We start from the raw sequence: 13,364 nt of genomic DNA, 5'->3' as shown, positions 1-13,364 counted from the left end.
GGTGTTTTGATGAAAAAAAAGACTAAAAATGTATTTCTTTGTGGTGGTTTTGGTAATAACTTATTCCAAATTGCTTTAGGGTACTATTTTGAAAAGAAAGGTTATAATGTTATTTATAACACTTTTTTTATTGAAAAAGGCTTAATTGTTAAGCTTTTGGGTTGGAAGATACATGACAGCAGTTATACAAAAAAGTTTTTATCACAAAGAAAATCGGCCGTCAAAAAAAATATTGGTTTTTGTGATTTCCTTTTTTTAGTGTTTGCTTTTGCAAAAAAGAGAATAAGCGGTAATAATTTTATGGTTTTTAAGGATTGTTTGTATTCTGAAAATAAAAAAAGATATTTTGGTTACTGGCAAAAAGGTGATCATCTGTCGCATGCAGTCCTTGATGACTTATCAAAGAGTATAAAAATAATATTTAAGAAACAATGTGGGCTGCAAGGTGAAAAAAAATTCCCTGACAGCGTAATACACTTAAGAAGAGGTGATTTTAATAAGAATAGAGTTTTAGATATTAGTTATTATAAAAGAGCCATAGGGGTTGTTGGTGATTGTAAATATCTACTTATTTCTGGTGAAAATATATACGGTTGTTTTGTTTCAAAAGAACTTGGCGTAGAAATCATTGAAAACAAAGAGTCAAGTTTTGAAAATGACTTTTGTTGCATGTTAAATGCGAAAGTTTTGATTTGTTCTAACTCGACATTTTGTTTTTGGGCTGCCCAGCTTGGCCATGCAGAAATTATAATTTATCCTGATAAATTAGAGGAAGGGAAAGAATGGTTTTTTGATTTCTCAAAAAATAATGTGCATTGCGTAAAGTCTAGTTTTTTATCTGAAAAGCATAGTGAACTTGGGGTAAATAATTAGTACACCCAATCCTTAAGAGTGAGTGTTTTATAATTTTTTTGCCTATGGAAAACACTTTAAATTTAATTAGTTAGATATAATAGAGTAAGTTTTCAAGTAAAAAACAAGAAAAGCGAACGATTCACAAGGATGTTTAGAAAAAATATAATGTTATTAATAATATAGCGTGTATGATAACCAACTAAAAAGCTATTTTTTTTTGAAAGATATTAGAGTAATTCTTGACTTACGACTGAAAACGAACATTTTTCTCTCCATAGGCCACAGCCCGTGTAGCAGTGGAGAAAAACGCAATGTTTGGACTACTTATTTCGAAGTGTTTTTTATATCAATAAACCTTGCCCCGTTAGGTAAGGCATCAAATATTATCTCTGTGATCTCTGTGCCTTTCACCGCAAGTACTGCCGAATAATACCTAAAGAGAATCAACTACCCCGTAGCAAGCTCCGGGGTATAAATGCTTACTCTGAATGTTAGTTCGCAGCGAGCTGCCGGGAATAGAAATCTTAGAGATTTAAATTTTTATTAATTAGACCCATGAAATAGGTGTATCAATGGAAAAAAAAGTAGCATTAATCACCGGCGTCACTGGCCAGGATGGCTCTTATCTGGCTGAGTTTTTGTTGAAGAAAGGCTATGAAGTACACGGAATTAAACGCCGTGCTTCTTCCTTTAATACAGAGCGTGTGGATCATATTTATGAAGATCCTCATATGGAAGATCAGAACTTTAAGCTGCACTACGGGGATTTGAGTGATAGCTCTAACCTGACCCGTATTATTCAGGAAGTTCAGCCTGATGAAGTGTATAACCTGGCGGCACAGTCCCATGTGGCGGTTTCTTTTGAATCCCCTGAATACACTGCTGATGTAGATGCCCTGGGTACTCTGAGACTGCTGGAAGCCATTCGCTTCCTGGGACTGGAGAAAAAGACACGGTTTTATCAGGCGTCTACCTCGGAGCTGTACGGTCTGGTTCAGGAGATCCCACAGAAGGAAACCACACCGTTCTACCCTCGCTCCCCTTATGCTGTTGCTAAAATGTATGCCTACTGGATCACCGTTAACTACCGTGAATCCTATGGTATGTACGCCTGTAACGGTATTTTGTTTAACCATGAATCCCCTCGCCGTGGTGAAACCTTTGTAACCCGTAAGATTACCCGTGGTATGAGCAATATTGCCCAGGGTCTGGATCAGTGCCTGTACCTGGGTAATATGGATGCCCTGCGTGACTGGGGCCATGCCCGTGATTATGTTGAGATGCAGTGGCTGATGCTTCAGCAGGACAACCCGGAAGACTTTGTTATTGCTACCGGTGTTCAGTACTCTGTTCGTCAATTTGTTGATTTCACTGCAAAAGCACTGGGCATTGCTATCCAGTGGGAAGGTGAAGGGGTTAACGAATGCGGTTATGTTGCTGAAATTCATGGCGACAACGCACCTGCACTGAAAGTTGGCCAGAAAATTGTTGCCGTTGACCCTCGCTATTTCCGCCCTGCTGAAGTGGAAACCCTGCTGGGTGATCCATCCAATGCTAAAACCAAGCTGGGCTGGGAGCCGACCACGACTCTGGAAGAGATGGTGGCAGAGATGGTTGAGAACGATCTGGCGAAGGCCAAGCAGCATGCTTTGCTGAAAGAGCATGGCTATGACGTGAAAGTTACCCGCGAATAATTTTTTGGTTTGAACCACAGAGCACACAAAGAACACAAAGTTTTTTGTTTTCTTTTAAAAGAAAAAAGCTTTTCTTTGTGCCCTTTGTGATCTCTGTGGTTAAAAAGGATTTTCCCGCGAGTATTTTTTGGTTTGAACCACAGAGCACACGAAGAACACAAAGTTTTTTGTTTTCTTTTAAAAGAAAAAAGCTTTTCTTTGTGCCCTTTGTGATCTCTGTGGTTAAAAAGGATTTTCCCGCGAGTATTTTTTGGTTTGAACCACAGAGCACACGAAGAACACAAAGTTTTTTGTTTTCTTTTAAAAGAAAAAAGCTTTTCTTTGTGCCCTTTGTGATCTCTGTGGTTAAAAAGGCTTTTAGTTTATGAAGAGAGTTTTTGTTGCTGGGCATCGTGGGATGGTGGGTTCTGCGATTGTGCGTCAGTTGGAGCAGCAGGGTGGCTATGAGATTGTCAGCCGTGAGCGGGATCAGCTGGATCTGACTGATCAGGTGGCTGTTCGTGCGTTTTTTCAGGCTGAAAAAATTGACCAGGTGTATTTAGCGGCGGCTAAAGTGGGTGGTATTCATGCCAATAATACTTACCCTGCCGAGTTTATTTATGAAAACCTGCTGATGGAGTGCAATATTGTCCATCAGGCTTATGCTGCCGGTGTTAAGCAGCTGCTGTTTTTGGGTTCAAGCTGTATTTATCCAAAGCTGGCACAACAGCCGATGGTTGAAAGTGAGTTGCTGAAAGGTCATCTGGAACCCACCAATGAGCCTTACGCTATTGCTAAAATTGCCGGTATCAAGCTGTGCGAATCATATAATCGACAGTATGAAGTAGACTACCGTTCTGTAATGCCTACCAACCTGTATGGTGAAAATGATAATTTCCACCCTGAAAACAGCCATGTCATCCCTGCGATGATGCGCCGCTTTCATGAAGCGAAGCAGCGTAGTGATAAAGAAGTTGTTGTCTGGGGTACAGGGACTCCTATGCGTGAGTTCCTGTATGTGGATGATATGGCGGCTGCCTGTGTCCATGTAATGAACCTGGACAAAGGAACTTATTGCGAACATACAGACCCCATGATGTCTCATATCAATGTGGGCACAGGTGTGGACTGCACAATTCGTGAGCTGGCAGAAACCATGAAGCAGGTTGTCGGTTTTCAGGGTGATATTGTCTTTGACAGCACTAAACCCGACGGCACACCTCGCAAGCTGATGGATGTTTCACGCCTCGAAAACCTTGGCTGGAAGGCTTCCGTCACTCTGGCTGATGGGCTCAGCGTTACCTACGACTGGTTCCTGCAAAACGCTTCTGAACTGCGGTCGGTGTGATTTTTTTGAACCACAGAGCACACAAAGAACACAAAGGTTTCTTTGTTTAAGAAATAAAAAAACTTTGTGCGCTTTGTGGTCTCTGTGGTTAAAAAGCTTTTAACTGTGAACCACAGAGCACACGAAGAACACAAAGGAACAAGCTTTTTCTTTTATTTTAAATCAAAAAACTTTGTGCGCTTTGTGGTCTTTGTGGTTCAAAGGGCTTTTAAGAATGCTGGAATTAGAGACGTTTAAAACCGTGGTGGCCTCGACGCCGCTGGTTTCGATTGACCTGATTGTTCGGAACAGTCAGGGGCAAGTGCTGCTGGGGCTCAGGAATAACCGGCCTGCCCAGGGTTTCTGGTTTGTGCCGGGTGGGCGTATCTGTAAGGATGAAACCATAGCTTCTGCATTCAGCCGCCTGACCGAAGGTGAACTGGGTGTAAAAGTGGCACTGGATCAGGCACTTTTTTTAGGGCCTTATCAGCATTTTTACAGTGACAATTTTTCCGGTGAAGATTTCAGTACCCATTATGTTGTTTTGGGTTATGAACTGGCACTGGATATTGACCTCTCCTCCCTGCCTGCTGACCAGCATCAGGATTACCGTTGGTTTACTGTAGAAGAGTTACTGGCTTCCGATCAGGTTCACCAACATACCAAAGACTATTTTCTTTCTTAAACCACAAAGAGCACAAAGAGCACAAAGAGCACAAAGAGTGAAAAAGCTTTTCTTTGTGCGCTTTGTGATCTCTGTGGTTCAAAAAAATATGAATATAATACCTGTTATTATGTCTGGTGGTTCAGGCAGTCGCCTGTGGCCTCAGTCCCGCTCTCTCTATCCCAAACAGTTTCTGCCTCTGGTGAATGACCAGACCATGTTGCAGAACACCATTACCCGCCTGGATGGACTGGAAAATATCAGCCCGCCTTTATTGATAGCCAATGAAGACCACCGTTTTCTGGCGGCTGAGCAGTTCCGACAGTTGGGGCGTGAAGCCGGTGGAATTATCCTGGAGCCGGTTGGTCGTAATACGGCTCCTGCGGTTGCTTTGGCTGCTTTAAAAGCTTTGAACCACAAAGGGCCGGTGAATGTTCCCGACAACACCGGCACTTCCGCCATCCCTGACGGTCGCACAAAGGCACAAAGCTTTTCGTTTGATGATGATCCTGTGTTATTGGTGCTGGCGGCGGATCATGTGATTCAGGATGAGGGGGCGTTTCATCGGGTGGTTGAGGCGGCTTTGCCTGCTGCACGTGATGGGAAGCTGGTGACTTTTGGTATCGTGCCGACGCACCCTGAAACGGGTTATGGGTACATAAAAGCGTTGAACCACGAAGCTCACGAAGAGCACAAAGGTATTTTTGGTGTTAGTGAATTTGTGGAAAAGCCGGATCTGGAGACGGCTGAGGGGTATTTGGCGTCTGGGGATTATTACTGGAATTCCGGGATGTTTATGTTTAAGGCGTCCCGTTATCTGGAAGAACTGAAGCAATTCAGGCCGGATATTCTGGTGGCTTGTGAAAAGGCTATGGCGGTGCAGAATGCTGATCTGGATTTTGTTCGTCTGGATGAAGATGCGTTTAAGGTCTGCCCGGATGAATCCATTGATTATGCAGTGATGGAAAACACTTCAGATGCGGTTGTTATTCCTCTGGATGCGGGCTGGTCTGATGTGGGTTCCTGGTCATCATTGTCCGATATTTCTGATAAGGATACGCTGGGCAATGCGGTTCAGGGCGATGTGATGCTTCATGATACCCGTAATACCTATGTGCGCAGTGAGAAGAAGTTAATTGCTGCGGTGGGTGTGGATGATCTGGTTATTACCGAAAGCGATGATGCTGTGCTGGTATCCAGAAAAGACCGGGTGCAGGATGTTAAAAAGATTGTTGAACGCCTGAAGGCCGAAAACCGGACTGAGGCAAAGCTGCATCGCAAGGTTTACCGCCCCTGGGGAGCCTACGATTCTATTGATTGTGGCGACCGTTTTCAGGTGAAGCGCATTACAGTGAAGCCAGGTGCCAAGCTGTCCCTGCAGAAGCACTACCATCGTGCCGAGCATTGGATTGTGGTGAAGGGTACGGCACTGGTGACCAATGGGGATGAAGAGATTCTGCTGACTGAGAATCAGTCTACTTATATTCCTATTGGTGCTGTACACCGGCTGGAGAACCCGGGCAAGTTCGACCTTGAGCTGATCGAGGTGCAGAGCGGGGGGTATCTGGGCGAGGATGACATCGTCCGCCTTGAGGATACTTACGGGCGTGTTTGATTTTTTTTGAACCACAGAGCACACGAAGAGCACAAAGGAAAAGCCTTTTGTGTTCAGGCTCCCGGAGAGGACACAACAAGAAAACTTTGTGTTCTTTGTGATCTCTGTGGTTCAAAACTCAGTTGACCAGCCGTTTGATGCCTTGTTTGAGAACTGGGGTGTTGAAGTTAATCAGCAGTCCTAACCAGAGTTTTTTCATTTTCAGGTAGGTGAGTAGTTGAGCATCGTGGATACGGTTGAGTTTCTCAACCGCTTTCAGTTCTACAATAACAAGATTCTCAACCAGTAAATCAAGCTTCAAGTCAGTTTTTAGCTTATTATTTTTATAATGGACTGAAACAGGTAGCTGTTTTTCCACATTCAGACCTGCCTGTTGTAGCTCGAAAAATAAAGCTTCCTCATAGACTGACTCCAACAGCCCTGGGCCAAGTACCCGATGTACTTCAATGGCACAGCCTATGATTTGCTCAGATATTTGATTAGACCTGACTTTCATCCTGATTTTCTCTATTTATTCGTAAAGAACATAAAGTAGAACAACTTTGTGCTCTTCGTGATCTTTGTGGTTCAAAAAATGAGTAAGTTACCCTGTTTTAAAGCCTACGATATTCGTGGCCGTATGCCTGATGAGCTGAATGAAGATATTGCCTGGCGGATTGGCCGGGCGACGGCGGAGTATTTGAAGCCGAAGACCATTGTTGTGGGAGGGGATATCCGTCTTTCCTCACCTGCGCTTAAAGCTGCCCTGAGTGATGGGCTTCGCTCAGGTGGGGCTGATGTTATTGATATTGGCCTGTGTGGGACGGAGGAGATTTATTTTGCTACTTCCCATTTGAAAGCCGATGGCGGAGTTATGGTGACGGCCAGTCATAATCCTAAAGATTACAATGGAATGAAGCTGGTTCGGGAAGAGAGCAAGCCTATTTCTGGTGATACCGGGCTGCGTGAAATTCAGCGTTTGGCTGAAGAAGTGTTTAACCACAGAGTCCACGAAGAGCACAAAGGTTCTTATAGGGAGATTAGTAATCTGGCTCCTTATGTTGATCATGTTTTGGGGTATATCAAACCTGCTGAGCTGAAGCCATTGAAGTTGGTTGTGAATGCGGGGAATGGGGCTGCGGGGCATGTTATTGATGCTATTGAGAAGCGGTTTGCGGCGGCTTCCGTTCCCGTTGAGTTTGTGAAGATTCATCATGAACCGGATGGTAATTTCCCCCATGGTATTCCTAATCCATTGCTGCATGACTGTCGTCAGGCCACTATTGATGCTGTGCTGGAACATAAAGCGGATATGGGTATTGCCTGGGATGGGGATTTTGACCGTTGCTTCCTGTTTGATGAGAAAGGCCAGTTTATTGAAGGCTATTATATTGTTGGTCTGTTGGGTGAAGCGTTTTTGGCGCATTATCCCGGTGCCAAGATTATTCATGACCCACGCCTGACCTGGAACACCATTGATCAGGTAAAAACTGCCGGTGGTGTGCCAGTGCTGTGCAAAACCGGTCATGCCTTTATTAAAGAAAGAATGCGTCAGGAAGATGCAGTGTATGGTGGTGAAATGAGTGCCCACCATTATTTCCGTGATTTCGCTTACTGTGATTCTGGCATGATTCCATGGCTATTGGTTTCTGAACTGATGTCACACAAAGGTAAAGCGCTGTCTGAACTGGTTGCTGAACGTATAGCCCTTTTCCCTTCATCTGGTGAGATCAACAGCAAATTGGAAGACCCCAAAGCTGCGATTGAGCGTGTTCTTGCCACTTACCAGAGAGATGCGGTAGAAGTGGACCGTACCGATGGCATATCCGTAGATATGGGACGGTGGCGCTTTAATTTGCGTCTGTCCAACACCGAGCCAGTGATTCGCTTGAACGTTGAGAGTCGTGGTGATGAAGCCTTGATGAAAGCTAAAGCTGAAGAACTGTTAGGCTTGATTCGAGCCTGAGTTTTGGAATCATGGAACGGTAGTGGGTCAGATGTGTGGATAGCCTCTCTCTATGCCTTGAGATTAAAAGCATTCAAAGACATAACCCACACATCTGACCCACTACCCATGGAACTTTTGCTGGTTTGAACTTAGGGGGAAGGCAGACTCTAGCATTTTGCGATGCTCGTATCGCTTTTTTTATATAGCCTTTCCACCCTTTGCTTGATTAATCCTGCCAAAGATAAAGAAGCATTTTATGAAAATACTTGTTACTGGCGGTGCGGGCTATATTGGTTCCCATACCTGTGTGGAACTTTTAGATGCAGGCCATGAAATTGTTATTCTAGATAATCTTTGCAATAGCTCACCCACTGCTATTCAAAGAGTTGAGTCTATTACAGGTAAGACTATTGCTTTTGTTGAAGGCGATATCAGAGATCAATACCTGCTTAAAAAATTATTCAGTGCTCATCAGTTTGATGCGGTCATGCATTTTGCAGGTTTGAAGGCCGTGGGTGAGTCATGTGAAATGCCTTTGAAATATTATGAGAATAATATCAGTGGCACCATTACCTTGTGCCAGGTGATGGCTGAATTTAATGTTAAACGGATGATCTTTAGTTCTTCCGCTACGGTTTATGGTGACCCACACGCATTGCCAATCAAGGAAGACTTTCCCCTGTCTACGACTAACCCCTATGGTCACTCGAAGCTGGTGATTGAGGAGGTGTTAAGAGCGCTGTATAAGTCTGATAATGCCTGGAATATTGCTCTGTTGCGGTACTTTAACCCAGTTGGTGCTCACCCATCGGGCATGATTGGTGAAGATCCTAATGATATCCCTAATAACCTGATGCCTTACATTTCCCAGGTAGCCATTGGTAAACTGGCGCGTTTGCAGGTGTTTGGTGATGACTACCCCACCAAAGATGGTACAGGTGTTCGTGATTATATCCATGTCGTTGATTTGGCCCGTGGCCATGTAAAAGCTCTGGAAAAGCTGGCTGATGATAACCGTGATTGCCATGTCTGGAATCTGGGGGTAGGCAGGGGGTTTAGTGTACTGGAGATGGTAAAAGCCTTTGAGGAAGCCTCTGGCCGGGAGGTGCCTTATGTGATTGCTGATCGCCGCTCTGGTGATATTGCTGCTTGCTATGCCCACCCGGAAAAAGCAGAAAGGGAATTGGGCTGGAAAGCAGAGCATACGCTAGATGATATTATGGCGGACTCCTGGCGCTGGCAGTCTGATAATCCTGATGGGTATGGAAAATAGTTAGTGAGAATGGAGTAGTAGCTTAAAATTATTTTCCTCTACTCTCTGAAGTGGTTCCCAAAATAAAGAAATTTGAATTATAGAGATGGTTAATGATTAAGAAATGTTTATTTCCGGCAGCGGGTTATGGCACCCGCTTTTTGCCTGCCACCAAATCCATGCCCAAAGAAATGATGCCGGTGGTGAACAAGCCGCTGATTGAGTATGGCGTAGAAGAAGCCCGTGATGCGGGTATGAATGAAATCTGTTTGGTCACCGGTCGTGGCAAACGTGCGCTGGAAGACCATTTTGATACTAATTTTGAGTTGGAACATCAGATTAGCGGCAGTGGTAAAGAGGCGTTGCTGACTGATATTCGTGCCCTGATTAATGACTGTACCTTCTCCCATACCCGTCAGACTGAGATGAAGGGGCTGGGTCATGCGGTACTGACTGGCCAAACACTGGTAGGAGATCAACCGTTTGCGGTGGTACTGGCTGATGACTTGTGTGTCAATCCTGATGGCCCAGGCGTGTTAAGCCAGATGGCCGCACTCTATCGTCAGTTCCGCTGCTCGATTGTAGCGGTGCAGGAAGTGCCAGAAGATGAAGTGCATAAATATGGTGTTATAGCAGGAACGGAAATCCGTGATGATATCCTGCGGGTGACGGATATGGTGGAGAAGCCCGCCAAGGAAGAAGCACCCAGTAATCTGGCGATTATTGGTCGCTACATTCTAACCCCGGATATTTTTGACCTGATTGCCGATACTGAGCCAGGCAAAGGTGGTGAAATTCAGATTACCGATGCCCTGATGAAACAGGCTAAAGAGGGCTGTGTTCTGGCCTATAAATTCAAAGGCAAGCGGTTTGACTGTGGCAGTGTTGAGGGCTTTATCGAAGCCACTAACTATTGCTATGACAATCTGTATTGTCGGTAATGCAATAGCTGTTAACAATGGTGCTGTTGAGTGGTGACTATGCCACTCAATCCAGTGCTAGTTAACCCTATCCCGTGTTGAGGAGTACTATCTGCATCATGAATAAAGACGCTGTTTTTCAGATTCTGGGTAAGAAAAAGCAACAGCAATTGCTTGCTGTTCTTGAGGAAGCCTGGGATCAGATGAGTACTCCTCAGCGTTGGGAAGTATTCGACGGTTTTATCAATGAGGCTCGAAGCGATATACCGGCTATCCCGGAAGATACGATAAAAGCGGTGAAGCAATTTCAGAAAGATTCTCTGGATGGTGTCTACTATGCGCCTTTTGATATCAATTCCAAAAACTTTATGGATATCCCTGAGGAAACTGATGCCTGGTTTGCAACACTTGATGAGTTGTTTGCTGAATGTGCGAAATTAACAAGGCAAAAAGAGTACCGGGTGGCTGTTGATGGATTTGATATTCTTTATGCACTTATAGATCGTCTGGGTGATGATGGGATTGTCTTTGCTGATGAGCTGGGTATGTGGATGTTTCCCGGTGATATGAAAGACCACAATAAAGCTTATATTCAGGCGGCATCGGCTATCTGCCCCCTGGATGAGTTTAAAGAAAAAGCATTATCTGTGATTATTGAGGATCACCATTCAAGCTGTGCTAACAAAGCGTATTCCGTGGTGAAAAGTATTGCGACACCAGAACAAATGGCGCTGGTTGATCAGGCGGTTCAGGATAGAAAACTGAGAACGGCCTGAAGTAATAACTGACCCTATACAAGCCTTGTCGGTAGTAGTCCGTCAGGGCTTTTTTATTATCTGAAAGATCATTTAATCGACTATGGATTTTATTCAAATTGTTGCTCTGTCTTTGATTCAGGGCTTAACCGAGTTTTTGCCGGTTTCCAGTTCAGCCCACCTGATTCTCCCTGCCCAGCTATTTGACTGGCCGGATCAGGGGCTGGCGTTTGATGTCGCCGTCCATTTAGGGACGCTCACTGCCGTCATTATTTATTTCCGTAAAGACCTTACCCTGCTGATTCGTGACTGGGTGTTATCACTGGCGGGTAAAGGTGTTACCCAGCATAGCCGGATGGCCTGGTATGTGGGGCTCGCCACCATCCCAGCCGTTATCTTCGGGCTGTTGCTTAAAAAAACAGGGCTGGATGAAGCCATGCGCTCTGTGTCTGTGATTACGGCGACCACCCTGATTTTTGGTGCATTACTGGGTGTCGCTGATCATTTTGGTAAACGTGTGTGGCCGGTAGAAAAAATGACGTTGGGGCGGGCGATGGTGATTGGTTGCTCGCAAATGCTATCCCTGGTTCCCGGTACTTCCCGTTCTGGTATTACCATGACAGCCGCATTGATGATGGGCTTTAACCGTGAGGCGGCAGCACGGTTTTCATTTTTGTTATCCATTCCTGTGATTATGGGGGCAGGCCTGCTGCTGACGCTGGATCTGGTGAAATCCCCCGTGCCGGTAGACTGGGGCATTTTGGCCAGTGGCGCATTGCTGTCGGGAATCAGCGCCATGCTCTGTATTCATCTGTTCCTGGGTGTCATTAATCGCATGGGGCTGATGCCGTTTGTTGTATACCGGCTGGCACTCGGATTAGTGCTGCTGTTTATGGTGTAATATTCATTGCTGCTTCTAATTACAGTTTTTTCTGCCCATTTGAGCTGCTGGGCATTTGCGTGGAATTCATCGCAAGTGCCCAACGGCTCAAATAAGCATAATTACTACCATAGTCAATACTATAAGTTGATGGTCATTACCCTTGAACCCTGACGAACTAATACTTTTTCAACGGGAGTTTGAATACCATCTACATGAAGAATTCGTTGGATAATGCCATAATTCCCCCTCCTGCAAGCTTCCGCAGTGACAGTTAATCCAGGCAGGTTAGGAGGCTGAAAATCAAAAGGGTATTGACCCTGTTGCTTGCTCAGCGTCATCATTTCTGCCACAGAACAGAGACTGGCACGGAACGGAGGCACACTATGATACCAGGCGAGATACTTTGCATGGTCATAGGTAACAAAGGTTTCTCTCCGGCTTTTTCTCAGCTGTACTGTTAAGCAGTTCCCTTCCCTAAGCGCATAATCACAGGCATTTTCAACACTGGCTCCTACAAAGGCATCATCGCAAGTCAGGCTGTTTTTTACGAATAGAAAACGGATCAGTTCAGAAAAAGGCAGAATGTAGGTAACGCTGCCTTTCTTTAACCTGAGTAGTCTCTGTGCACCATATTCATTAGTTTTATTAACAAACAGCTGTTCTTTAATCCATTCAGGGCTGTCAGCAGCAAGCTGGATTTTTAAATTCCTGAAATTAAGATCAGAGAACCTAATATGATGTTCGTCATAGACTGGCTGATTGGTTCTTAACACCTGTCCACTCCTGAACTCCAGTCCTCTATGCAAATAGCGGAAATAGCGCATTGGAAGAAGGTGTTCATACAATTTTTTATTGCTGTCAGAAAACAGTATTTTCACAGAATAAAAGCCATGATCACCTTTATTAAGGTGACCAAAGCTGGCTATTGAAACACGTTTATCATAATCATATGGCCAGCCATTTATTTTTGGTAAGAGGCTAGACTTTCTGGACTTGGGGATAATTCCAAGCTTGTTGGCAAAATATGACATGGCTATGCCCCGCGCATTAAAGCTCTCTAAGATCAGTAATAATGCCGGCTGCCATCAGTTGTTGATGACAGGTATTAGTATCCGTGCGGTTCTTATGCATTTGACGAAGTAGGTTAATATCTTCATTTAATAGCGAAATATCGATGCGCTTGAGTTCTGTTTTTTGTTTATTCTGTTTATATTCACCGGCATCCATATTCAGGGCTATTCTGGTCTGCTCTTTTATATGAAGACCCGGGTGCAGCAATACAACTTTCTCAGCATATAAGCGGGCTTTTTCTTCTTGTACATTCAGGCCAATTAAATTCATTTTGATTTGCTTCGATCTAGACATGCGCTTTCTAATGGTTTTAACGCTGGCCTGGTTATGTTCTTCTGCTGTGTACGGGACAAAAATCAGGAAAGCTAGAAAAACCAAGGGGTATGAGCTGACGCCCATGTAGAGTAACCTGTATGGTCTCT

At 44.5% G+C, this 13,364-nt stretch carries 14 protein-coding genes; 10 read left to right on the top strand and 4 right to left on the bottom strand.

Translation table 11 applies throughout. From position 1 onward, the window contains the following. The first annotated feature begins 9 nt into the window (after nucleotides 1-9). On the top strand, nucleotides 10-873 hold the full coding sequence (locus tag MJ595_RS20325; protein ID WP_263079921.1) for an alpha-1,2-fucosyltransferase: 864 nt from the start codon (nucleotides 10-12) through the stop codon (nucleotides 871-873). A 554-nt stretch (nucleotides 874-1,427) separates the two neighbouring features. Continuing rightward, complete coding sequence (gene gmd / locus MJ595_RS20320) at nucleotides 1,428-2,549, top strand: GDP-mannose 4,6-dehydratase (protein WP_263079920.1); 1,122 nt, start codon at nucleotides 1,428-1,430, stop codon at nucleotides 2,547-2,549. On the opposite strand, the gene MJ595_RS20315 is transcribed toward gmd, so the two are convergent. Then, the gene (locus MJ595_RS20315) at nucleotides 2,536-2,940 is read right to left on the bottom strand and encodes a hypothetical protein (RefSeq protein ID WP_263079918.1); all 405 of its coding nucleotides are present in this window, start codon (nucleotides 2,938-2,940) and stop codon (nucleotides 2,536-2,538) included. The two genes, gmd and MJ595_RS20315, sit on opposite strands and share 14 nt — an antisense overlap. Here MJ595_RS20315 and MJ595_RS20310 point away from each other — a divergent pair. From MJ595_RS20310 to MJ595_RS20300, 3 genes are all read left to right on the top strand, one after another. Continuing rightward, complete coding sequence (locus MJ595_RS20310; protein WP_263079916.1) at nucleotides 2,914-3,876, top strand: GDP-L-fucose synthase; 963 nt, start codon at nucleotides 2,914-2,916, stop codon at nucleotides 3,874-3,876. The genes MJ595_RS20315 and MJ595_RS20310 overlap by 27 nt on opposite strands. Nucleotides 3,877-4,090: 214 nt before the next feature. Next, nucleotides 4,091-4,540 (top strand): GDP-mannose mannosyl hydrolase, encoded by a 450-nt coding sequence (locus tag MJ595_RS20305; RefSeq protein ID WP_263079915.1) that lies wholly within the window; start codon nucleotides 4,091-4,093, stop codon nucleotides 4,538-4,540. 88 nt (nucleotides 4,541-4,628) lie between these two features. Beyond that, entirely contained in the window at nucleotides 4,629-6,134 is a 1,506-nt protein-coding gene (locus MJ595_RS20300) for a mannose-1-phosphate guanylyltransferase/mannose-6-phosphate isomerase (RefSeq protein ID WP_263079914.1), read from the top strand. A 118-nt stretch (nucleotides 6,135-6,252) separates the two neighbouring features. Here the strand turns inward: MJ595_RS20300 and MJ595_RS20295 are convergent, their stop codons facing one another. Beyond that, a complete protein-coding gene (locus MJ595_RS20295; protein WP_263079913.1) occupies nucleotides 6,253-6,630 on the bottom strand; it encodes a GxxExxY protein in 378 nt (125 codons plus the stop codon). A gap of 78 nt (nucleotides 6,631-6,708) precedes the next feature. Here MJ595_RS20295 and MJ595_RS20290 point away from each other — a divergent pair, with 78 nt between their 5' ends. The 5 genes from MJ595_RS20290 (at nucleotide 6,709) to MJ595_RS20270 (ending at nucleotide 11,889) form a co-directional block, all read left to right on the top strand. Continuing rightward, a complete protein-coding gene (locus MJ595_RS20290; RefSeq protein WP_263079912.1) occupies nucleotides 6,709-8,079 on the top strand; it encodes a phosphomannomutase CpsG in 1,371 nt (456 codons plus the stop codon). A gap of 238 nt (nucleotides 8,080-8,317) precedes the next feature. Then, complete coding sequence (gene galE / locus MJ595_RS20285; RefSeq protein WP_263079911.1) at nucleotides 8,318-9,334, top strand: UDP-glucose 4-epimerase GalE; 1,017 nt, start codon at nucleotides 8,318-8,320, stop codon at nucleotides 9,332-9,334. A gap of 92 nt (nucleotides 9,335-9,426) precedes the next feature. After that, entirely contained in the window at nucleotides 9,427-10,254 is an 828-nt protein-coding gene (gene galU, locus MJ595_RS20280) for a UTP--glucose-1-phosphate uridylyltransferase GalU (RefSeq protein WP_263079910.1), read from the top strand. Nucleotides 10,255-10,352: 98 nt separating this feature from the next. Continuing rightward, a complete protein-coding gene (locus MJ595_RS20275; RefSeq protein ID WP_263079909.1) occupies nucleotides 10,353-11,009 on the top strand; it encodes a hypothetical protein in 657 nt (218 codons plus the stop codon). Between the two features lie 82 nt (nucleotides 11,010-11,091). Beyond that, nucleotides 11,092-11,889: an undecaprenyl-diphosphate phosphatase gene (locus MJ595_RS20270; protein ID WP_263079908.1), complete on the top strand. Its 798-nt coding sequence runs from the start codon at nucleotides 11,092-11,094 to the stop codon at nucleotides 11,887-11,889. Between the two features lie 119 nt (nucleotides 11,890-12,008). Here MJ595_RS20270 and MJ595_RS20265 read toward each other — a convergent pair whose 3' ends face one another. Then, nucleotides 12,009-12,902 carry a hypothetical protein gene (locus MJ595_RS20265; protein WP_263079907.1) on the bottom strand — a complete coding sequence of 298 codons (894 nt, stop codon included), beginning with the start codon at nucleotides 12,900-12,902 and terminating at the stop codon, nucleotides 12,009-12,011. A 16-nt stretch (nucleotides 12,903-12,918) separates the two neighbouring features. Then, the gene (locus tag MJ595_RS20260) at nucleotides 12,919-13,236 is read right to left on the bottom strand and encodes a hypothetical protein (protein ID WP_263079906.1); all 318 of its coding nucleotides are present in this window, start codon (nucleotides 13,234-13,236) and stop codon (nucleotides 12,919-12,921) included. Between the last annotated feature and the right edge of the window lie 128 nt (nucleotides 13,237-13,364).

The organism is Endozoicomonas sp. Mp262, assembly GCF_025643335.1.
In the GTDB taxonomy this organism is placed as follows: Bacteria; Pseudomonadota; Gammaproteobacteria; order Pseudomonadales; family Endozoicomonadaceae; genus Endonucleibacter.
Note: the sequence above shows the minus strand (reverse complement) of the source record. Positions and strands in the feature narration are given on the sequence as shown.

What these genes read in the sequence shown, in the direction of transcription:
- MJ595_RS20325 (WP_263079921.1), top strand. Translation starts at nt 10, where the DNA reads ATGAAAAAAAAGACTAAAAATGTATTTCTTTGTGGTGGTTTTGGTAAT.
- gmd (WP_263079920.1), top strand. Translation starts at nt 1,428, where the DNA reads ATGGAAAAAAAAGTAGCATTAATCACCGGCGTCACTGGCCAGGATGGC.
- MJ595_RS20310 (WP_263079916.1), top strand. Translation starts at nt 2,914, where the DNA reads ATGAAGAGAGTTTTTGTTGCTGGGCATCGTGGGATGGTGGGTTCTGCG.
- MJ595_RS20315 (WP_263079918.1), bottom strand. Translation starts at nt 2,940, where the DNA reads ATGCCCAGCAACAAAAACTCTCTTCATAAACTAAAAGCCTTTTTAACC.
- MJ595_RS20305 (WP_263079915.1), top strand. Translation starts at nt 4,091, where the DNA reads ATGCTGGAATTAGAGACGTTTAAAACCGTGGTGGCCTCGACGCCGCTG.
- MJ595_RS20300 (WP_263079914.1), top strand. Translation starts at nt 4,629, where the DNA reads ATGAATATAATACCTGTTATTATGTCTGGTGGTTCAGGCAGTCGCCTG.
- MJ595_RS20295 (WP_263079913.1), bottom strand. Translation starts at nt 6,630, where the DNA reads ATGAAAGTCAGGTCTAATCAAATATCTGAGCAAATCATAGGCTGTGCC.
- MJ595_RS20290 (WP_263079912.1), top strand. Translation starts at nt 6,709, where the DNA reads ATGAGTAAGTTACCCTGTTTTAAAGCCTACGATATTCGTGGCCGTATG.
- galE (WP_263079911.1), top strand. Translation starts at nt 8,318, where the DNA reads ATGAAAATACTTGTTACTGGCGGTGCGGGCTATATTGGTTCCCATACC.
- galU (WP_263079910.1), top strand. Translation starts at nt 9,427, where the DNA reads ATGATTAAGAAATGTTTATTTCCGGCAGCGGGTTATGGCACCCGCTTT.
- MJ595_RS20275 (WP_263079909.1), top strand. Translation starts at nt 10,353, where the DNA reads ATGAATAAAGACGCTGTTTTTCAGATTCTGGGTAAGAAAAAGCAACAG.
- MJ595_RS20270 (WP_263079908.1), top strand. Translation starts at nt 11,092, where the DNA reads ATGGATTTTATTCAAATTGTTGCTCTGTCTTTGATTCAGGGCTTAACC.
- MJ595_RS20265 (WP_263079907.1), bottom strand. Translation starts at nt 12,902, where the DNA reads ATGTCATATTTTGCCAACAAGCTTGGAATTATCCCCAAGTCCAGAAAG.
- MJ595_RS20260 (WP_263079906.1), bottom strand. Translation starts at nt 13,236, where the DNA reads ATGTCTAGATCGAAGCAAATCAAAATGAATTTAATTGGCCTGAATGTA.